Below are 18,670 nucleotides of genomic sequence, written 5' to 3'. Positions count from 1 at the left end.
CCACATGGTCCGGACCCGACGGTCGTTCCCGCGTCTACCGGTTCCTATGTCCGGTTCTCACGCCCAGCGCCACGTCTTCTACGTCCACCGGCCAGCCCCGCCACGACCAGGGCCACCGCAAGCCCACCGACCACCCAGCCCGGCCAGTACCCCGCGGCCACCGCCGGCGTGATCGAGGACCGCAACGGCAGGTGCGCCACGAACTCGTCAGCCGTGAACAACCCCGTACGCCGCACCACCGTGCCGTCCGGCGTGATCACCCCCGACACCCCCACCGTCGAGATCTGCACCGCCGCCCGGCCCGTCGCGATCGCCTGCATCCGCGACATCGCAAGCTGCTGCGTCGACTCCGCCGTGAACCCGAACGACGCATTGTTCGTCGGGATCACCAGCACCTGCGCACCCTCCAGGACCGCGTCCCGCACGATCTCGTCGTACGCCACCTCGAAACAGATGATCGTGCCCATCCGGTACCCGCCCTGCCCCAGCCGGCTCGGCACCTCCACGACCGGCGGGTTCACCCCCGCGATCATGTCCGTCGTCACCCGGTCCACCTGGTCCGACAACAACCGCAGGAACGACCGCATCGGGATGTACTCACCGAACGGCGCCGGATGCTGCTTCGCGTACCGCCCGATCACACCACCACCCGCCTGCCACAGCAGCAGCACGTTGTACCGCCCACCCGCGTCAGGGAACTCCTGCGCCCCCACCAGGATCGGCGCCCCTACCGCCGTCGCCGCCGCATCCAGCCCCCGCGCCACCTCCGGCGTCGTCTGCGGGTCCAGGTCGCTGCCGTTCTCCGGCCACAGCACCACGTCCAGCTCACCCGCGAAGTCCTCCGCCAGCGTGTACGTACCCTCCAGATGGTTGTTCAGCACCTCCGCCCGGTTCGCGAAAGCACCAAGACCCGGCTCCCCCACGTTCCCCTGCACCGCACCCGCCCACAGCGTCCCGTCCTCCGCCAGGTCGCTCCCCGCGTCATGAACCTCGGCCCCGTCCGGCGCCTCGACGGCGCCGGCGCTCGCGGACGTCGCGAGCGGCAGCACGAGCGGCGCGACGGCTACCGCGAGACCCAGCAGGATGGCCCCGGCGGCGCGGCGAGCCTCGCGTCCGGGCGTGCTGTGCCGTGGGCCGCGGTCGGACCCGAGGGTGCTCGCCGGTGCGGTACCTGGCGTGATAGCTGGTGCGGCGCGGAGCCGGACCGCACGAACCAGGGCGGCCACCGCCAGGGCGAGGAGCACGCCTGCGAACGCGACGAGCAGGCTCACGGCGACGGTGCCGCCCAGCCAGGCGGCGCGTCCGGTGGGGGTGCCCGCCATCGCCCAGGCGAGGCGGCCCCAGGGGAACCCGCCGAACGGGACCTCGGCGCGCCACTGCTCCACCGCCACGTAGAGCACGGCGAACGCCGCGGCGAGCCGCCAGCCGCGGCGGCGCAGGAACCTGGTGCGGCGTACCCAGGTCCACAGCGCGCCGAACACGGCGAGGAACAGGGCCTCGACCGTCGAGATGGCGATCCAGGGCGCTGTCTCGGTCGACTCGCGCGCCCACCACAGGTGGGGCAGGAAGAAGGCCAGGCCGAACAGGAGCCCGATCAGGGAGTTCCACCAGGCGCTGTCCCGCCCGAGCGACCAGTACAGGACGGCGACGGCGACGAAGGCGGCGGGCCACGCTCCGGCATCGGGGAACGCGCTCCACAGGAGGAGGCCGCCGGCCACCGTGAGAAACAGCGACAGCAGCCGGGACGGCTCGGGCAGACGCACGCCCGCAGCCTACCGCCGCCCCGCCGTCCTAGAACGTGTCGTGGAGGATGGTGCCGGCGCGGAGGGTGTGCAGGCACTGCGGCTGGGCGGCGTCCGGGGCGAGGTCGGGCAGCAGGGGCGTGCCCGCCCGGGCCTCCTCGCTCCAGGAGCTGAGGCGGCCGGGGGCGGCCTGCACGCCGAGCCGTTCGGCCCGCCAGACGGCGAGGTGCGCGGGCGCGCCGACCCGCAGCTGCCCGGCGCCGGTGTGGTCGAGGCCGGCGAGGCGCCAGCCGCCGCGGGTGTGGGCACGGAACGCGGCACCCGCGGAGATGCGCTGGTCGGGGTCCTCGTGGCTGGTCGCGGCGCGCACGCCCTGCCAGGGGTCCACGGGTGTGACCGGGGCGTCGGACCCGAAAGCGAGCGGCACCCCGGCCTGGGCGAGGTCGGCGAACGGCATGAGCGATCCGGCGCGCAGGGGGCCGAGGCGGGTGGCGTAGACGCCCTTGCTGCCGCCGAAGGACGAGTCGAACGCCGGCTGGACCGACAGGCCGACGCCCTGCGCGAGGAGTACGGCGAGCGTGGTGGCGTCCACGAACAGCCCGTGCTCGATGCGGTGGTGCGCGGCGCGTACGGCGCTGTCGCCGGTGAGCTGGGCGGCGATCTGGAGCCCGAGGACCATGGTGTCCATCGCGCGGTCCCCGATGACGTGGAACGCGCCCTGCACGCCCGCGCCCGCGCCTCGGGCGTTCTGGACGGCGGCCAGGTGGTGGGCGATCTGCTCGGCGGTCAGGTACAGGTTGCCGGTCCACGGGCTGCCGTCGGCGTGGGTCAGCGCGCCGGAGAAGGACGCGGACGAGGGGTCCAGCGGCAGGTCGGAGTAGGGGCTGCGCAGGGCGGCGGTGCGGGACCCGATGGAGCCGTCGACGTTGAGGTCCCCGCCGATCCCGGTGAGGAACGGCAGCTCGGCCAGCAGTGCGCTGGCGTCGTCGGGCGTGCGGCAGAGCTCGCCGCGGTAGGCGGCAAGGTGCGGCAGGGCTGGGGCGTCCGGATCGGCGGTGGACGTCATCGCGTACAGCTCGGCGAGGCCGGCCCGGGTGTCGAGGTGCGCGCCGCTCATCTCGTGCACGGACACGATGCCGCGGGTCGCCCACGCCGCGAGGGTCTCGCGGTAGAGGCGGGTGCGGCGCTCGGGGGACAGCGTGTGGGCGACGGCGCGCACCGTGTGGTGGAGGTCGGCGGTGACCAGGCCGGTGTCGACGGGGGCGTCGGACCAGCCGGAGCCCGACATTCCCATACCGGTCCAGGCGGGGTCGCGTTCGATGCCGGCCCGGGCGGCCATCGCGCTGGAGACCACTGCCGAGTGCACGTCGACGCGTGCCGCGTAGACGGGACGGCCGCCGCAGGCGTCGTCGAGCTCCTGCCGGGTGAACGTGCGCTCCTCGGGCCAGGTCTGCTCGTCCCAGCCGAAGGCGAGCAGCACCTGGTCACCGGACGGGTCGGCGGCGGCCAGCCGCCGGGCGCCCTTGTGCAGGGCGGCCAGCGCGTCGGCGAGGGAGTGCACTCCCCCGGCAGGCGTGAGGTCCACGGCGTCGCTCGCCAGGCCGGTCTCCAGCACGTGGACGTGCGCGTCGACGAACCCGGGCGTCACCAGCGCGCCGTCCAGGTCGATCACCCGGTCCGCGCGGGCGGCGAGGCCCGCGGCGGTGTCGTTCGCACCGAGCCAGGCCACCACGCCGTCGTCGACGAGGATCGCCTCGGCGAAGGGGTCCGCCGACGAGTGGATGACGCCGTTGCGGTACAGGATGGATCGGGCGGGCTGGCTCACGGTGGAAATCGTATGTGATCAGCCCGCCCGGCGCGGCTGGTCAGAGGCTCGAGTACGCCACCACCCCGCGCAGCACCGCGTCCTGCGCCTTGCGTGCCGTGGTGCGCAGCTTCTCCGACGGCGCGGCGCCCCCGAGCTGGTCGAGCACGTCGACGACCTGCTTGCACCAGCGCACGAAGTCGCCGGCGGCGAGGTCGGAGCCGCGCAGCACGCTGTCCAGCGTCTTGCCGGACGCCCACCGGTACATCGCACCGACCAGTCCGAGGTCGAGCGGGCCGGTGGCCTCGATGCCGTGCGCCTCCTCGAGGTCGTCGACCTCGGACCAGACCCGCTGGGTCTCGTCCAGCACGCCGGCCAGGCGCCCGGTGGGGCCTCCGGGGATGTACGGGTCGGGGGCGTCGTCGCGCCGTGACTGGTACACGACCGTTGACACGACGGCGGCCAGGCCTGCCGGGTCGAGGCCGTCCCACGCCCCTCGGCGCAGGCACTCGGCCAGGAGCAGGTCGTTCTCGGCGTAGAGGCGGCGCAGCCAGCGGCCGTCGTCGGTGACCCGGATCCGCTGCTCGGAGGTGCGCTGCAGGTAGCCGAGGGTCAGCAGCACGTCGAGGGTGCGGTCGAAGGTGCGGGCGATGGACCCGGTGCGGCCCTCGACGCGACGCACGAGCTGGTCGTGCTCCCGCTTGAGCTTGTTCCACCGTTCCGCCCACCGTGCGTGGTCGTCGCGTTCGGGGCAGGCGTGGCACGGGTGCGACTTGAGGGCCTTGCGGAGCCGGGCGAGCTCGGCGTCGGTCGAGGCGTCGGACCGCCGTCCGACCTGGGGCCTGCGCGTGCGGGCGCCGGCGGGGGTGCTGGTGGAGTGGGCGGAGGGGACGTCGTCGGCGAGGGCGCCCAGCGCGTTGCGCATGGAGGAGACGAGGTCGCGGCGGGCGTCGGGCTTGCGGGGGTTGAACGCCTTGGGGATCTTCACGGTCGTGACGGTCTCCAGGCCGGCGGGCGCGTCGGCGAGGGTCAGCTTCTTGACCTGGCGTTCCTGGGTGAGGACCGTGGGGCGCGGCCCGTCGAACCCGCCGGGCTCGCCCGGGTCGAGGACGAGGACGTACCCGCGCCGTCGTCCGGTGGGGACCTCGACGACGTCGCCGCGGCGCAGCGCCTCGAGGGAGGCCACGATCTGTGCGCGTTCGGCGCCGGACGCGGCCCGTGACAGCTCCTTCTCGCGGTCCTTGATGGCGCGGCGCAGGTCCATGTACGCGCCGAAGTCGCCTACGTCGCAGGACATGGCCTTGGCGTAGCCGTCGAGGGCCTCGGCGTGGGCCTGGGCCTGCTTGGCGAGGCCGACCACGCCACGGTCGGCCTGGAACTGCGCGAAGGAGGTCTCCAGGACCTCGCGCGCGCGGTCGCGGCCGACCTGGGCGACGAGGTTGACGGCCATGTTGTACGTGGGCCGGAAGCTGGACTTCAGCGGGTAGAGGCGCTTGGACGCGAGGCCGGCCAGCGCCACAGGGTCGAGGGCCGGGTGGTCGACGACGACGGCGTGGCCCTCGATGTCGATGCCGCGGCGGCCGGCGCGCCCGGTGAGCTGCGTGAACTCGCCAGGGGTGACGGGGACGTGGCTGGTGCCGTCCCACTTGACGAGCTTGTCCAGGACGACGGACCGGGCGGGCATGTTGATGCCGAGCGCGAGGGTCTCGGTGGCGAACACGACCTTGACGAGGCCGCGTGAGAAGAGGTCCTCGACGGTCTCCTTGAACACGGGGAGCATGCCGGCGTGGTGGGCCGCGACGCCACGGGCCAGGGCCTGTGACCAGGACCAGTAGCCGAGCACGTCGAGGTCCTCCGGCGGGATGGCGGCGGTGCGCTCCTCCACGACCGAGCGGATGGTGGCCTCCTCCTGCGGGGAGGTCAGCCGAAGCCCGGCCTTGAGGCACTGGTCGACGGCGGCCTCGCAGCCCGCGCGGGAGAACACGAAGTAGATCGCGGGCAGCAGGGCGTCGGCGTTCAGGGCGTCGATGACGATGAACCGCGGCGGGGTGCGCCGGCTCGGGCCGATGCCACCGGTGCTGTCGTCGCTGCGGCGTCCGTCACCGCCGCGGTACCCGCGGTCGCGGCCACGGCCTGCGCCCCGGCCGCGTCGTCCGCCGGGGCCGCCGCGGTAGTCGCCGGGGCGGCTGCCGCCGCGCCCGGAGCGGAACGCGGCGGACAGGTCGGGGTTGATGGGCGGGTTGGTGCCGGGGTCGGTCGGGTCGACGTGCCCTGCGTACAGGTCGAGCATGCGGGGCTTGCCGCGCGGCTCGGGCGAGGACATGAGGACGTGCTGCCACAGGGGTACAGGCCTGCGCTCGGAGACGACGACGGCGGTGTCGCCGCGCACCATCTCGAGCCAGTCGCCGAACTCCTCGGCGTTGGACACGGTCGCGCTCAGGGAGACGAGCTGAACGTCGTCGGAGAGGTGGATGATCACCTCTTCCCAGACGGGGCCGCGGAAGCGGTCGGCGAGGTAGTGCACCTCGTCCATGACCACGTACGCCAGGCCGTCCAGGGTCGGGGACCCCGCGTAGAGCATGTTGCGGAGCACCTCGGTGGTCATGACCACCACTGGTGCGTCGCCGTTGATCGTGGTGTCGCCCGTGAGCAGGCCGACGTTGTCGATGCCGTGGCGGCGCGCGAGGTCGGCGTACTTCTGGTTGGACAGGGCCTTGATGGGCGTGGTGTAGAACGCCTTGCGGCCCGAGGCCAGCGCGAGGTGGACGGCGAACTCGCCGACGACCGTCTTGCCGGCTCCGGTGGGGGCCGCCACGAGCACGGCGCGCCCTTGTTCGAGGGCCTCGCAGGCCTGCACCTGGAAGTCGTCGAGCTCGAAGCCGATGACCTCCCGGAAGCGGGTCAGCTCGGGGTGCTCGGCCGCTGAACGGCTCTGGGTCCGGAAGGCCGTGTACCGCTCGGCGGGGCTCAGCTCGCTCATGGGCACAGCCTACGGTCCCTCACCGACAGCCCCGGGCGCGACAGGCACGCTCCGGGGCTGTGGCTCAGAGCTCTGCGGCGGCCAGCCGCTTCTCGACGCGCCTGTCGTGCAGCTGCGCGACGCCGACGGCGGCGAAGTAGAGCACGCAGATCGGCAGTGCGACGAGGATCATCGTCATGGCGTCCGGTGTGGGCGTGATGATCGCGGCGAACGTGAACGCGACGAGGATCGCCCACCGCCAGCCGGCCAGCAGCGCGTTGCCGGTCAGAAGTCCCGCGAAGTTCAGGCCCACCAGCAGCACCGGGGACAGGAACGCGAGCCCGAACGCGATGAGCAGCCGCATCACGAGCGACAGGTACTCCTGGGCGTTGGTGAACGCCGTCGCGTCGTCCGGCAGGAACCCGGACAGGATCTCGATCGCGTGCGGGAACACGAGCCATGCCATGTATGCGCCGCCGAGGAACAGTGGGAACGCCGCACCGACGAACCCGTACGCGTACTTCCGCTCGTTCTTGTTCAGGCCCGGGGTGATGAACGCCCACACCTGGTAGAGCCACCAGGGGCAGGTGAGGAACACGGCGAGGAACAGGGACGACTTGATCTTCAGGTCCAGTGCCGCCATCGGGCCGGCGAAGTTCAGGGTCATCTCGTTGCCCCGCAGCTCCTCCGACACCACGAGGGGACGCTGGAGCAGGACCAGCAACGGGTCGTAGAGCAACCATCCGGCGACGGCGCCGACCACGAGGCCGACCGCTATCAGGACGAATCTCTTGCGCAGCTCGAGCAGGTGCGCGAGCAGAGGCATGCGGCCGTCGGCCGGCCGCCGAGTACGTGCCACCGATCAGGCCTTGGGGATGTCGCGGTCCCTGTTGGAGATCAAACCCGGTACCTCGTCGGTGTTCGAGCTCGCGCCCGGTCCCGCCGTCGAGCTCGGGCTGGAGGTGGTCGTCCCGCCCGGGGCGTCAGCGACGTTGCTGTTCGCGTTACCGGAACCGTCCTCGCGCAGGTCCTTGACCTCCTTCTTGAAGATCTTCATCGACTGGCCGACGCTCTTGGCCAGGCCCGGCAGGCGCGAGGACCCGAAGAGCAGGAGGACGACGACGAGCAGAACGATCCAGTGCCAAGGCTGCATAGCGCCTGCCATGATGACTCCTTACGGTGCGACTGATACGCGTGGTGCGGATATGACCGATCCTACGCGGACTTGAGGGGCGCAAAGGTAGCGCCTTGGTAGACACGAGGTAGCGCAGCCCAAGCCCGCGGCGGCGACCGTCCCCTATCGGGCGCGGCCACCGCCACGGTGTGAACTTCACGTCGGCAGTGCCTGCTCGCTGCTACCAGAGCTGGCTATCAGCAAGCTGACCAGCACTCAGGGACCTTGGTAGGTCGAGGCGCCACTCGTGCTCACTCGCACGCCCATCCAGCCGAGGTACTCGCCCGGCGGCAGGCCGATGGTCGCGGAATACCGCACGTTGGTGCTGCTGATGCGGTAGACACGGTGGTCACTCATGATGCAGCCGATGCAGCGGTGATTGCGGCTTTCGGGATCGAAGCTGGTGATGCTGGCGCTGGATCCGACGTACAGCCGCCACGTGAACCGGAAAGACATCATGACCACACCGTTGTCGACCTTAGCCAGACAGTTCGAGTAGGTCACCACCCGGGTGGAACCAGAAGTGCTGCAACCTGTCACGGAGAGTGGCCCCACTCCAGTAGGGGCAGACTTCGTCGGCACCTGAGTACCGGCAACGGCTACCGAGCCGTCCTCGTAGGTGCTGACGGTGGAACGCATCCCTGCCTTGTTCTCGGTGCGAACCTCGACGGGCTCCGCCCCAGCAGTCATCGAAAGCCACCGGTCACCGCTCTCGTAAGACTCCAGAAGAGAATTCTGGTCCTCGACGGGGACGTCGTACTCGTCGAAGAAGGAGCGCAACTGCGCCTCCTCCTCAGTCGTCAGGTCCTTAGGAGCATCTACCGCGGTGGTCGTCTCGGGCCCGCTGGAATTGTCCCGAGCAGACGCGAGCGCGGGCTGGCTGGCGACGAGCAGGGCGCACGCAAGGAGCGTGATCCCTGCCTGCCTTCGTCTTGATCTCTTCAACGGGACTCCTAGATCGCTAGGTAAGTGTCCAAGCCGGATAACCCGGACACGGGCGACGCTGCCACGACTTCAGGTCGTAAGCCACGAAAGTCGTGGCAGTGATCGCCTAGTTGGCCATGCTCGGAGCTAAAATTCGTCAACGGTTAACCATGGGCCTACCGCGGGTTGTCCGGGGAGCGGAATCAATCTCCAAGCGCACAGACGCTTGCCGGTTCAGCCGTAGAAGTGCTTCCACTGCTGCCATGTCACGACGCACCTCGCCCGGCGCGCGTCCTTGCGGCCGGCACGGGCCTTGGCCGACGACGGTTCACCACCCAGCCGCAAGTTCGGGTGCCGGCGCTGCTGTGTCGAGCGCTGCGGCTCGAGTCGTGCCTTGACTGGTGACCAGGAATTTACGCGTCTGACCAGCGTCGCGGTGCGGTATCACGGTAAATTTCAGAACCTCCGACCTGCAGATCGTCGAGCCGGGCGTCACGACGACGGTGTGCCCGGCCGACGAGTCCGCCTTCCGGTACCGGTACGACGGCCTGGTCCTCATGGTCGTCTCGGGCGGTCAGTACCTGCTCATCCCGCGCGAGTGGGAGCGGGGCACCTCGAGCGTGGTCTCGGTACCCAAGGCCGATGCCGTCCGGCTGGACCACCTCAGCCCGCCGACCGGTGCTCAGCCCTTGCGCTCCCCTGCCGACGACCCTGACGACGCCCCCGCCGACCGATGCTGAGCGGCCGGCGGCGGTCGGTGCTGCTCAGTCGTTGAAGTGCTTCCACTTCTGCCACGTCACGACGTGCCGCGCCCGGCGCGCGTCCTTGCGGCCGGCACGAGCGGTGCGCTGCGCGTTGACGCGCTGGTAGTGGATCGTCACGTCGTCGAACAGGCTGGGGCCGGCGTGTCGCGTCGTCGCGACCTCGCGTGCCCGGTCGGACAGCTCTTGCATCCGGTCGCTCGCCTCGCCGATGCGGCGCGACGCTCGTCCCAGCTCTTCCATCAGACCCTTTGCCGACCGCCAGAGAGAACGGGCGAGAAAGAACGCTCCGACGAGGCTGCCTACGATCAGCAGGGTCCATACCCAGAACCACATGGTTGCCAAGCCTAGTGTGAATTTGTGGATGTGGCTGCGTCTCGGGTCGGCGAACCTGTTCCAGGCCCCGTGTCCTGCCCCGTGTCGTGTCCGGTTTGGTAGAGGGCCAGGGCCTCGGCGGCGGCCCCCGCGACGTCGTCGGCCAGGGAGCTCGGCGAGACGGACCGCACGTACGGGGCGAGCTGGATCAGGGTGCTGCGCAGCCAGCCCGGGTTGGTGACGCGCAGGGTGACCTCGAAGTCGCCGTCGGGCAGGTTGCGTACCGACTCGACGGGGACCTCCTCGGCGAACCACCGTGCGCGTGGCGCGAACCGGACGGTCGCCAGCGGTGCGGACCCGCCGGCGAACAGTGCGGCGAAGTCGATCTCGGCCGCCCGCTCCCCCACACCCGGGTGCTCCTGCACGGGGAGGTCGGTCTCGGTGGCCTCCAGGATGCGGTCGACGCGGAAGGTGCGGGGCGCGGCGGCGCGGTAGCACCAGGCGGCGAGGTAGGCGAACTCGTCCTGCGTGTGCAGCCGGACGGGGTCCACCTCGCGTTCGCTGACGACGTCCGACGAGGTCACGTACCGGATCCGCAGCCGGTGGTGGTTGGTCAGCGCGGACGTGATCGCGGAGACGACCTGCCGGTCTCCGCCGGGGGCGAGACGTACGTCGACGGCGTTCGCCGCCTCGCCCGTCGCGTCGGTCAGCTTGCGCAGCGCCGACTCGACGACCGCGGACCGGGCGGGGTCGGCCTGGACTGCGCCGGTGGCCTTCATGGCGCGCAGCGCGGCGACCAGCGCGACGGCCTCCCGGGTGCCGAGCCGCAGCGGCCGGGTCATGCCCCGCGCCTCGGTCAGGTGCACCACGCCGCGGTCGATGGACGCGGCGTCGAAGTCGATCAGGTCGTCGGGCCAGTACCCGGGTGTGCCGGAGACCCACAGGGCGTCGACGTCCTTCTGGATCTGTGCCGGCGTGGTCCCGAACCGCCGGGCCAGGTCGGCGACGGGCACCGGCCCCGCGCCGTCCAGGTAGGCGACGATGCCCAGCAGGCGCAGCAGTCTGTCGTCCGCGCGCTCAGCCACGGGACGCCCCCTGTGCTCCCGCGCCGGCAACGGAGCCGGCGCCCAGTGCCGCCGCCGCGGTGAGCCTGCGCAGCGTCTCGTTCCGTACCGGTTCGGGTTCGAGCACGACCAGCGCCGCCCCGTATCCAGCGGCCTCGGACGCCATACCGGACAGGGACCGGTAGGGCACCTCGAGGATGTCCCACCCGGCGTGATCGCCCTCGCGGTCACCGGCACTCGCCCCGACGGGTCGGGGCAGGCGCTCGCCGTAGGCCTCGCGTTCGCCCTCCGGCACCGGTTTGGCGCGGGCGCGCAGCGCTCCGGCGCGTTCGGGGCGGACGGCGACGACCGCCGACCGGACCTCGCCGTGGGCCTTGCCGAGCATGACGTCGGTCTCGAAGTCGGGGATCTCGTACGCGCCGACGGGACCGGTGATGCGCACGCGGGACTCGATGCGCGACATGCGGAACACGCGGGGAGCCTGCCGGTCACGGTCGAAGCACATGAGATACCAGCCGCCGTCGCGGGCCGCGATGCGCCACGGCTCGACGTGCCTGGTCAGCACAGCGCCGTTGTACGCGGCCCGGTAGCTGAACGTCACCGTGCGGCGGGCCTCGATCGCCTCCATGAGGGGACCGTACGCGTCGCCCACCGCGCGTACCGACGGCGCGAGGCCGGCCAGCGCGTCCGCCGAGGGGTCTCCGGCGCCGGCCGCACGCAGCTTGACCATCGCTCGGTTGATGTCCGTCTGCAGGGTCTTGTCCTGCCAGAACTGGGCGGCCAGGGACAGCACGCCGAGCTCGGCCGGGGTGAGGTCGATCGGCGGCAGCGCGTAGGCGTCCTGGTCGATCCGGTACCCGAGCTCGTCGGTGTGCCCACCGGTCCCGACCGTCACGACCGGGATGCCAAGAGCCCGCAGCATGTCCTTGTCGCGCTCGAACATCCGCTCGAACGCCTCGTCGCTGGGTGCGTCGGCGTACCCGGCCACCGCGGTGCGGACCTGTTGCTTGGTCATCGCGGCATTCGTGTTCACGAGCGCGATGACAAGGTTCAGGAGCCGCTCGGCGGGGTTCAGGCCGGACGACGGGGCGGAGGACGACGCGGACTGCGCGCTGGGGGACGGGTCGATGGACATCAGGACAACGGTAGCGTTCGGTAGCCTCCACCCTGTGATGACGTGGCGGATCGGGACCGTGATTTCCACAGGCAGGTCGTGGCGGGGCGCACTCGAGCTCGAGGTGACGCTCGACCGCCCCCTGCCAGGGCGTGACGCCGCCGGGCCGGTGACAGAGCCGGTGACAGTGCGTGCCCTCGCGTACACCGACCTCGTGGGCGACCCCCGCCCGGGCGACGCGCTGCTCCTGAACGTCTCCGCACTCGCACGCGGGCTGGGCACCGGCGGGTACGCGCTCGTCGTGGGACCGGCCTCGGCAGGCACCCCCCTGCCACCCGACCCGACCCCCGGCCCGGGACACCTCGTCAAGGCCCGGTACACGCCCCTGCAGACCATGGTGCTCGGCGTCGACGAACAGGAGTCGCCCCACCACGCGACCCTGACCGACGCCGACAGCCTCGACGGCATGCCCGTCGTCGTCGCGGACCTGCACTCCGCACTACCCGCCGTCGTCGCCGGGCTGCGCCACGCCCACACGACCACCGGCGGAGCCCCGGACACGCTACGGATCGCCTACGTCATGACCGACGGCGGCGCGCTGCCCGCAGCGTTCTCCCGCACCGTCGCCGCCCTGCGCGACGCCGACTGGCTCACCACGTGCGTCACCGTCGGCCAGGCCTTCGGCGGCGACCTCGAAGCAGTGACCGTGCACACCGGCCTGCTCGCTGCCCGGCACGTCGCCGGGTGCGACATCGCCGTCGTCGCCCAAGGCCCCGGCAACCTCGGCACCGGCACCCGCTGGGGCTACTCCGGCGTCGCCGCCGGAGAGGCCGTCAACGCCGCCGCCACCCTCCGCGGACGCCCCGTCGCCTCCCTGCGCGTGTCCGGGGCGGACCCCCGCGACCGCCACCTCGGCATCTCCCACCACTCCCTGACCGCATACACCAGGGTCGCCCTCGCCCCCGCCGACGTCCCCGTCCCCGTACCCGACACCGCCCTCGAGCACCTGCCCGCCTGGGGCGCGCCCCTCACCCACCGCATCCACGAACAGGCAAAAACCCTCGCCGGAACCCGCCACACCCTCGTCGACGTCCCCACCGACACCACCCTCCTCGACACCCTGCGCACCGCACCAGGCGGCCTGCGCACCATGGGCCGCGACCTCGACGCCGACCCCGCCTCCTTCGTCGCGGCAGCCGCGGCAGGCATCCACGCCCACCAGCTCACCGCCCGCAGCACGACCGGCAGCACGACCGGCAGCACGACCGGCAGCACGACCGGCACAGCATGAAGCCCATCACCCGCCTGACCATCACCCTCCTCCTGGTCACCGTCGTGGTACTCGGCGCAGCCACCGCCACCCCCTGGCGCTTCAGCCCGCCCCACCTGCCCACCCCGGAGCTCTCCCTGCCCCAGCAACAGCCCCCACCGAGCCCCGTCCCCACCCCCAGCTCAGCACCCCAGCACCTCGACGAACCCACCCGCGACCCCCGCTGGATCACCCTCATCACCGCCATCCTCCTCGGCCTCCTCGTCGCAGCCCTCCTCGGCTACGCCACCCGCAAGCTCCTCACCATCCTCCGCGCACGGACCGACACCACACCCGACAACCTCACCGCAGGCACCGGCACCGCGACCACCGACGACACCGTCGACCTCCCCGAGCTCCAGGACGCCGTCACCCGCGCCCTCGCCCACCTCGACGGCCACGCCCGCCCCCGCGACGCCGTCGTCGCCGCCTGGGTAGCCCTCGAAGAAGCCGCAGCCCGCGCAGGCGCCCACCGCGACCCCGCCCAGACCCCCACCGAGTTCACCGGAACCGTCCTCGCCAACACCCCCGCACCACCAGCCGCCGTCGCCCGCCTGCGCACCCTCTACCAACGCGCCCGCTTCACCGACCGGCCCATCGACCGAACCGCCGTCACCCAGGCCCGAACGGCGCTCGCGGACATCGCACGCAGCCTCCACATCGACAACCCCGCGACCGACCCCACCACCGGCCCCGCAACCGACAGCGCGACCGACAGCGAACAAGGCCGAGCATGAGGACCTGGAACTGGCGGCGCATCACCACCGTCACCGTCATCGCAAGCCTCGCCGCCGCCGGACTCGTCTTCTGGAACGTCATCGACCCCTGGCACGCGACCGCCGCAGCAGCCGTAGCCGCCGCGATCAGCATCCTGTGGTCCGCCACCGACTCCCGCGCCCCCGACCCCGAATGGCCCCACCTCCCCATCCAGGCACGCGCCGGCGGACGCCACGACGTGTCCGACCTCGGCTGGTCCGTCTTCGGCCGCGACGGCCACGTCACCGACCGCGTGGTCCGCCGCATCCAGGCGCTCGCCGCCGACCGGCTCCGCGCACACGGCGTCGACCCGTCCGACCCCGCAGCCCAACCCGACGCCGAACGACTTCTCGGCGCTCGCGTCCTGCGCCAGCTGGGGTCCCGACGGCCCCCCACCGCGCGCACCGTGCAGACCTGGCTCGACGCGATAGACCGCCTCGGCGCCGCACCCACCACCGAGGAGAACCATGCCTGACCGCACCGGCACCCAGACCGGCCCCGAGACCGGCCCAGCACCGCTGCCCGTCGCCGACGTCGCGGCACTGGGCGAACAGGTCCTCGCCGAGGTGGGCACAGTCGTCGTCGGCATGCGCGACGCGCTCCAGGTGGCCCTCGCCACCATCCTGGCCGGCGGACACGTCCTCTTCGAGGACGTACCAGGCCTCGGCAAGACCCTCGCCGCGCGCTCGCTGGCCGCCGCCCTCGGCCTCGACTTCGCGCGCCTCCAGTGCACCCCTGACCTGCTGCCGGCGGACATCACCGGCTCCTCGGTCTTCGACCCGGCGACCCGCACCTTCGAGTTCCGCCCCGGACCCGTCTTCACCGGCCTATTCCTCGCCGACGAGATCAACCGCACCGCACCGAAGACCCAGTCCGCGCTGCTGGAGGCCATGGCCGAGCGGCAGGTCTCCATCGAGGGCACCAGCCGCCCACTGCCCGACCCGTTCCACGTGCTGGCCACCTCCAACCCCGTCGAGTACGAGGGCACCTACCCCCTGCCGGAGGCTCAGCTCGACCGTTTCATGGTCCGCCTCGGCGTCGGCTACCCCGACCGCGCGCAGGAGGCCGAGGTCGTCACCCGGCGGCTCGCCCGCCGCCAGGAAGCCACCTCCGTCCGCCGCGTCGTCGACCCCACCACCGTGCGTGCCATGCAGGCCGGGACCGAACAGGTGCCCGTGGACCCCGACGTCGTCAGCTACTGCGTCGACCTCACCGCCGCCACCCGCGGTCACCAGGCCCTGGAGGTCGGCGCCTCCCCGCGCGGCTCGCAGAACCTCGTGCTTCTCGCGCGCGCCGTCGCCGTCCTCGACGGACGCGACTACGTGCTGCCGGAGGACGTCAAGCGCGTCGCCATCCCCGTCCTCGCCCACCGCATCACGCTGACCCCCACCGCGTGGGCGTCGGCCACCCGGCCCGAGACCGTCGTCGCGGACCTCCTGCACACCGTCCCCACGCCGGCCACGGTCCCCACCCGATGACCGTCGGCGGCATCATCGTCGCCCGCGGACGGACCTCCTCCGGCAGACCCGCCGGCGGCCCCAACGGCTGGCGCCCCATCTCGGCGTACACCGCCGCCGTCGCCGTCGGCATCCTCCTGCTCGCCACGAGCGTCCTCGCCGGCCGCGCCGACCTGGCCCTCATCGGCATACCCGGCCTCCTCGCCGCCACCTGGGCCTACGCCAGCCGTCCCACCACGCCCCTGCGCGCGGACCTGCACGAACCGTCGAGCCCCACCACCCCGGGCGAGCTCACCGCGACCCTTCGGCTCACCGCCGGTCCCGGTGACGGGGCCGACATCGTCCACCTCCGCATCACCGCGCCCGGGCACCGCACCACCCACCTGACGCTGGCGGCCCGCACCCAGGACCAGGACCGAGAGGTGCCGCTCGGCCTCTCGTCCGTCCGTACCGGGCCCCAGCAGACCTTCACCGTCGACCTGCGCGGATCCCGGCACGGCACCTGGGAGGAGGAGCCGACCCAGGTCCGCGCCGCGACGCGGCTCGTCCTCCCGGGAGCCGCCCCGCTCGGCCGTCTGCCCCTCCCGCGGCGGCTGCGCGGCCTCACCGGACCACACTCGGCACGCCGCCTCGGTGACGGCACCGAGCTCCGCGACATCCACCCCTTCACCCCGGGCGACCGGCTGCGCCGGATCGACTGGCGCACCACCGCACGGCGCTCCCCCGAGCTCGAAACCCTCTACGTCCGCCGCACCTACTCCACCGCCGAGGCGACGGCGGTCCTCGTCGTCGACTCACGCGACGAGGTAGGACCCGACGTCCGTACCTGGCGCGGCTACGGCATCATCCGGGTCGACGAGCCGACGTCGCTCGACCTCGCCCGGCACGCGGCGGCCTCGGTCGCGACCGCCCTGGTCGAAGCGGGCGACCGCGTGGGCCTCGAGGACCTGGCCCGCCGACGCCGTCCGCTCCCGCCCTCAGCCGGACGACGCCACCTCCGCCGGCTCGTGCACGGACTGGCCCTCGCCCATCCGAAGGACCCCGCGTCGGCGCACCGCGTACGCCCACCGCAGCTCCCGGCCGACGCCATCGTCTACCTCTTCACGACGCTCCTCGACGACGACCCCCTGCACCTCGTCCGCACCTGGCGCACCGCGGGCCACCCCGTCGTCGTGATCGACACCCTTCCCGACGTCCACCCCGTCATCGAGAGCCATCTCGCGATCGCCTGGCAGATCGGCCGTCTCGAACGCGAGGACCGGATCGCCGCCCTCGACGCCGAGGGCATCCCCGTCGTGCGCTGGGCCGGATCCCAGCGGGACCAGGCCGCCGTCCGCTTCGAAGCCCTCGCCCACGCGGCCCGCCGCCACGTACCCGGACGCACCCCATGATCCCCGCCTCCCTCACCGAACGGCTTCGGCACCTCAGGCTCCGCCTCGACGACCCCGGACGGCGCCCGCTGCCCGCCGTCACCGTCGAGACCGGTCCAACCCTCCGCGGCTGGACCTTCCGCCTCGCGCTCCTCGTGCTCACCCCGCTCCTGCTCTTCACCGCCGCGGGTCGCACCCCCGACATCCCCCTCGAGTTCACCGGGGTCATCGCCGTCCTCGCCACCGGCCTCCTCGTCGTCCGCCCCACCCCGGTGACGGCCGGCGGCGTCATCGTCGTCGCGGCCGTGCTGTTCTGGGGTTTCACCACCGAACCCTTCGATCCCTGGGCCCTCGCCGTCGCGCTGCTCGCCCACGTCCTCGCTCGCACCACCTGGTGGGCCGCCCACGTCCCGCCAGGTGGACACACCGAGCTCGTGGCCCTCGCCGCCGGCTGGCGGCGCGACGTCGCTGTGCTCGGCGCCACGGGCCTCCTCGGCGCCCTCGCCCTGCTCGCCTCCGGGACGACGACGACCGCCGCCGTCCTGCTTGCGGCGCTCGCCCTGGTCGGGATCGCACTCCTCGCGCTGGCGACCGACCGCCCGTCGCGTGACGATGGACCGAGCTGACCGCACCGCCGGAAGAAGCGGCGGGAAGAATCGCCGGAAGAGAGGACCCGACATGTCCCCGAAGCTGCCTCGCTACACCGTCCCGTCCCTCACCCCCGAGCAGGGGGCAGAGGTCGCGGAGATCCTCCAGCAGCGGCTGCACGCGCTGAACGACCTGCACCTGACGCTCAAGCACGTGCACTGGAACGTCGTCGGACCGCACTTCATCGGCGTCCACGAGATGCTCGACCCGCAGGTCGACGCCGTTCGCGCGATGGTGGACCAGATCGCCGAGCGCATCGCGACCCTCGGCAGCGTCCCGGTCGGGACACCCGGCGCGCTCGTCGCGGCCCGCAGCTGGGAGGACTACCCGCTCGGCCGCGCCACGACCACGAAGCACCTGGCCGCGCTCGACGAGGTCTACGAGTCCGTGATCACGGACCACCGCAAGGCCGCCGACGACACCGCCAAGCTGGACGACGTGACGAACGACCTGCTCATCGGTCACCTGCACGAGCTCGAGCAGTTCCACTGGTTCGTGCGCGCCCACCTGGAGTCGGCGTCCGGGGCGATCCCCGAGTCGTAGCCGAACGCCGCGGCCGCACCCGGCGGCGGCGCGTTAGGGTGCCGGGGTGACCGAGCCATTCATCCGCCCGTACCGCGCCGCCGACCGGGCCGACGTCGCCGACATCTGCGTCCGCACCGCCGCTGCCGGCGACGACGCGCGCGGCATCTACTCGTCCGACCTGCTCATGCCCGACGTCTACGCGCTCCCCTACGTGGAGCACTCCCCCGACCTCGCGTGGGTGGTCGAGCACGAGGGCCGCGCGGCCGGATACATCATCGGCGTCGCCGACACCCAGGCCTTCGTCGACTGGTGGGCCCGCGAGTGGACGCCGGGTTTCGTCGCCCGGCACCCCGCCCCCGGCCCGGCCACCGGCAGGAACCCCGCCTACACCGAGGCCCAGCTCCTGCACGACGGCGCGGATCCGGAACGCATGGTCCGGGGCCTGCGCCACGGCGAGCTGACGACGCATCCCGCCCACCTGCACATCGACCTGCTCCCGGTGCTCCAGCGCCGCGGCCTGGGGTCCCGCCTCATCGACACGCTCCGGGGCGCCCTCGCCGAGCGCGGCGTGCCGGGTGTGCACCTGGGCTATGCGGCGGAGAACACCGCCGCCCGCCTGTTCTACGACCGCTACGGCTTCACCGAGCTCCCCTCATCCACCCCGCAGGCCCCGCTGGTAGGCATCCCCACCACGTGACCGTTGAGTGCGGGATATTCGCCCCTTCGGCAGGCCTGGAGGGGCGAATAT

Annotated in this window: 18 protein-coding genes; 9 read left to right on the top strand and 9 right to left on the bottom strand. The window is 72.3% G+C overall.

Features of this window, described 5'->3' with window-relative positions:
* Positions 1-44: 44 nt before the first annotated feature.
* The 6 genes from lnt to ACFWE2_RS17165 all read right to left on the bottom strand — a co-directional run bounded on the left by lnt (position 45) and on the right by ACFWE2_RS17165 (position 8,459).
* On the bottom strand, positions 45-1,763 hold the full coding sequence (lnt, locus tag ACFWE2_RS17190; RefSeq protein WP_377225436.1) for an apolipoprotein N-acyltransferase: 1,719 nt from the start codon (positions 1,761-1,763) through the stop codon (positions 45-47).
* A gap of 28 nt (positions 1,764-1,791) precedes the next feature.
* Entirely contained in the window at positions 1,792-3,567 is a 1,776-nt protein-coding gene (locus ACFWE2_RS17185; protein WP_377225435.1) for an amidohydrolase, read from the bottom strand.
* Positions 3,568-3,607: 40 nt separating this feature from the next.
* Entirely contained in the window at positions 3,608-6,526 is a 2,919-nt protein-coding gene (locus tag ACFWE2_RS17180; protein WP_377225434.1) for a DEAD/DEAH box helicase, read from the bottom strand.
* Positions 6,527-6,590: 64 nt separating this feature from the next.
* On the bottom strand, positions 6,591-7,364 hold the full coding sequence (gene tatC, locus ACFWE2_RS17175) for a twin-arginine translocase subunit TatC (RefSeq protein ID WP_377225433.1): 774 nt from the start codon (positions 7,362-7,364) through the stop codon (positions 6,591-6,593).
* A gap of 3 nt (positions 7,365-7,367) precedes the next feature.
* On the bottom strand, positions 7,368-7,670 hold the full coding sequence (gene tatA, locus ACFWE2_RS17170; protein ID WP_377225432.1) for a Sec-independent protein translocase subunit TatA: 303 nt from the start codon (positions 7,668-7,670) through the stop codon (positions 7,368-7,370).
* Positions 7,671-7,895: 225 nt separating this feature from the next.
* Complete coding sequence (locus ACFWE2_RS17165; protein ID WP_377225431.1) at positions 7,896-8,459, bottom strand: hypothetical protein; 564 nt, start codon at positions 8,457-8,459, stop codon at positions 7,896-7,898.
* A gap of 647 nt (positions 8,460-9,106) precedes the next feature.
* Between ACFWE2_RS17165 and ACFWE2_RS17160 the strand changes: the two genes are divergently transcribed.
* On the top strand, positions 9,107-9,343 hold the full coding sequence (locus ACFWE2_RS17160; RefSeq protein ID WP_377225430.1) for a hypothetical protein: 237 nt from the start codon (positions 9,107-9,109) through the stop codon (positions 9,341-9,343).
* A 24-nt stretch (positions 9,344-9,367) separates the two neighbouring features.
* Here the strand turns inward: ACFWE2_RS17160 and ACFWE2_RS17155 are convergent, their stop codons facing one another.
* The 3 genes from ACFWE2_RS17155 to ACFWE2_RS17145 all read right to left on the bottom strand — a co-directional run bounded on the left by ACFWE2_RS17155 (position 9,368) and on the right by ACFWE2_RS17145 (position 11,878).
* A complete protein-coding gene (locus tag ACFWE2_RS17155) occupies positions 9,368-9,607 on the bottom strand; it encodes a hypothetical protein (protein ID WP_377225429.1) in 240 nt (79 codons plus the stop codon).
* A gap of 104 nt (positions 9,608-9,711) precedes the next feature.
* Positions 9,712-10,764 (bottom strand): helix-turn-helix transcriptional regulator, encoded by a 1,053-nt coding sequence (locus ACFWE2_RS17150; RefSeq protein ID WP_377225428.1) that lies wholly within the window; start codon positions 10,762-10,764, stop codon positions 9,712-9,714.
* Positions 10,757-11,878 (bottom strand): helix-turn-helix transcriptional regulator, encoded by a 1,122-nt coding sequence (locus ACFWE2_RS17145; protein WP_377225427.1) that lies wholly within the window; start codon positions 11,876-11,878, stop codon positions 10,757-10,759. Before ACFWE2_RS17145 ends, ACFWE2_RS17150 begins: the two co-directional genes overlap by 8 nt.
* A 34-nt stretch (positions 11,879-11,912) precedes the next feature.
* On the opposite strand from ACFWE2_RS17145, the gene ACFWE2_RS17140 reads away from it, so the two are divergent.
* Genes ACFWE2_RS17140 through ACFWE2_RS17105 form a run of 8 tightly spaced genes read left to right on the top strand, consistent with a single transcriptional unit; the run spans position 11,913 to position 18,619 of the window.
* The gene (locus ACFWE2_RS17140) at positions 11,913-13,148 is read left to right on the top strand and encodes a DUF3866 family protein (RefSeq protein WP_377225426.1); all 1,236 of its coding nucleotides are present in this window, start codon (positions 11,913-11,915) and stop codon (positions 13,146-13,148) included.
* Positions 13,145-13,903 carry a DUF4129 domain-containing protein gene (locus tag ACFWE2_RS17135; protein ID WP_377225425.1) on the top strand — a complete coding sequence of 253 codons (759 nt, stop codon included), beginning with the start codon at positions 13,145-13,147 and terminating at the stop codon, positions 13,901-13,903. The genes ACFWE2_RS17140 and ACFWE2_RS17135 overlap by 4 nt, the downstream gene beginning before the upstream one ends.
* The gene (locus ACFWE2_RS17130; RefSeq protein ID WP_377225424.1) at positions 13,900-14,397 is read left to right on the top strand and encodes a hypothetical protein; all 498 of its coding nucleotides are present in this window, start codon (positions 13,900-13,902) and stop codon (positions 14,395-14,397) included. Before ACFWE2_RS17135 ends, ACFWE2_RS17130 begins: the two co-directional genes overlap by 4 nt.
* Positions 14,390-15,400: an AAA family ATPase gene (locus ACFWE2_RS17125; protein WP_377225423.1), complete on the top strand. Its 1,011-nt coding sequence runs from the start codon at positions 14,390-14,392 to the stop codon at positions 15,398-15,400. Before ACFWE2_RS17130 ends, ACFWE2_RS17125 begins: the two co-directional genes overlap by 8 nt.
* The gene (locus ACFWE2_RS17120) at positions 15,397-16,770 is read left to right on the top strand and encodes a DUF58 domain-containing protein (RefSeq protein WP_377225422.1); all 1,374 of its coding nucleotides are present in this window, start codon (positions 15,397-15,399) and stop codon (positions 16,768-16,770) included. Before ACFWE2_RS17125 ends, ACFWE2_RS17120 begins: the two co-directional genes overlap by 4 nt.
* Complete coding sequence (locus ACFWE2_RS17115; RefSeq protein WP_377225421.1) at positions 16,767-17,375, top strand: hypothetical protein; 609 nt, start codon at positions 16,767-16,769, stop codon at positions 17,373-17,375. Before ACFWE2_RS17120 ends, ACFWE2_RS17115 begins: the two co-directional genes overlap by 4 nt.
* A 52-nt stretch (positions 17,376-17,427) precedes the next feature.
* The gene (locus ACFWE2_RS17110; protein WP_377225420.1) at positions 17,428-17,940 is read left to right on the top strand and encodes a Dps family protein; all 513 of its coding nucleotides are present in this window, start codon (positions 17,428-17,430) and stop codon (positions 17,938-17,940) included.
* Between the two features lie 46 nt (positions 17,941-17,986).
* The gene (locus ACFWE2_RS17105; RefSeq protein WP_377225419.1) at positions 17,987-18,619 is read left to right on the top strand and encodes a GNAT family N-acetyltransferase; all 633 of its coding nucleotides are present in this window, start codon (positions 17,987-17,989) and stop codon (positions 18,617-18,619) included.
* Positions 18,620-18,670: the final 51 nt, after the last annotated feature.

This window comes from Promicromonospora sp. NPDC060271 (assembly GCF_042726755.1).
GTDB lineage: Bacteria > Actinomycetota > Actinomycetes > Actinomycetales > Cellulomonadaceae > Promicromonospora.
The sequence above is the reverse complement of the archived record's forward strand: the minus strand, read 5'-3'. Positions and strand labels throughout refer to the sequence as shown.

Excerpts from the sequence above, each read along its gene's own strand:
- ACFWE2_RS17180 (WP_377225434.1), bottom strand. The coding sequence starts at position 6,526 with ATGAGCGAGCTGAGCCCCGCCGAGCGGTACACGGCCTTCCGGACCCAG.
- tatA (WP_377225432.1), bottom strand. The coding sequence starts at position 7,670 with ATGGCAGGCGCTATGCAGCCTTGGCACTGGATCGTTCTGCTCGTCGTC.
- ACFWE2_RS17155 (WP_377225429.1), bottom strand. The coding sequence starts at position 9,607 with ATGGAAGAGCTGGGACGAGCGTCGCGCCGCATCGGCGAGGCGAGCGAC.
- ACFWE2_RS17145 (WP_377225427.1), bottom strand. The coding sequence starts at position 11,878 with ATGTCCATCGACCCGTCCCCCAGCGCGCAGTCCGCGTCGTCCTCCGCC.
- ACFWE2_RS17135 (WP_377225425.1), top strand. The coding sequence starts at position 13,145 with ATGAAGCCCATCACCCGCCTGACCATCACCCTCCTCCTGGTCACCGTC.
- ACFWE2_RS17130 (WP_377225424.1), top strand. The coding sequence starts at position 13,900 with ATGAGGACCTGGAACTGGCGGCGCATCACCACCGTCACCGTCATCGCA.
- ACFWE2_RS17125 (WP_377225423.1), top strand. The coding sequence starts at position 14,390 with ATGCCTGACCGCACCGGCACCCAGACCGGCCCCGAGACCGGCCCAGCA.
- ACFWE2_RS17120 (WP_377225422.1), top strand. The coding sequence starts at position 15,397 with ATGACCGTCGGCGGCATCATCGTCGCCCGCGGACGGACCTCCTCCGGC.
- ACFWE2_RS17115 (WP_377225421.1), top strand. The coding sequence starts at position 16,767 with ATGATCCCCGCCTCCCTCACCGAACGGCTTCGGCACCTCAGGCTCCGC.
- ACFWE2_RS17110 (WP_377225420.1), top strand. The coding sequence starts at position 17,428 with ATGTCCCCGAAGCTGCCTCGCTACACCGTCCCGTCCCTCACCCCCGAG.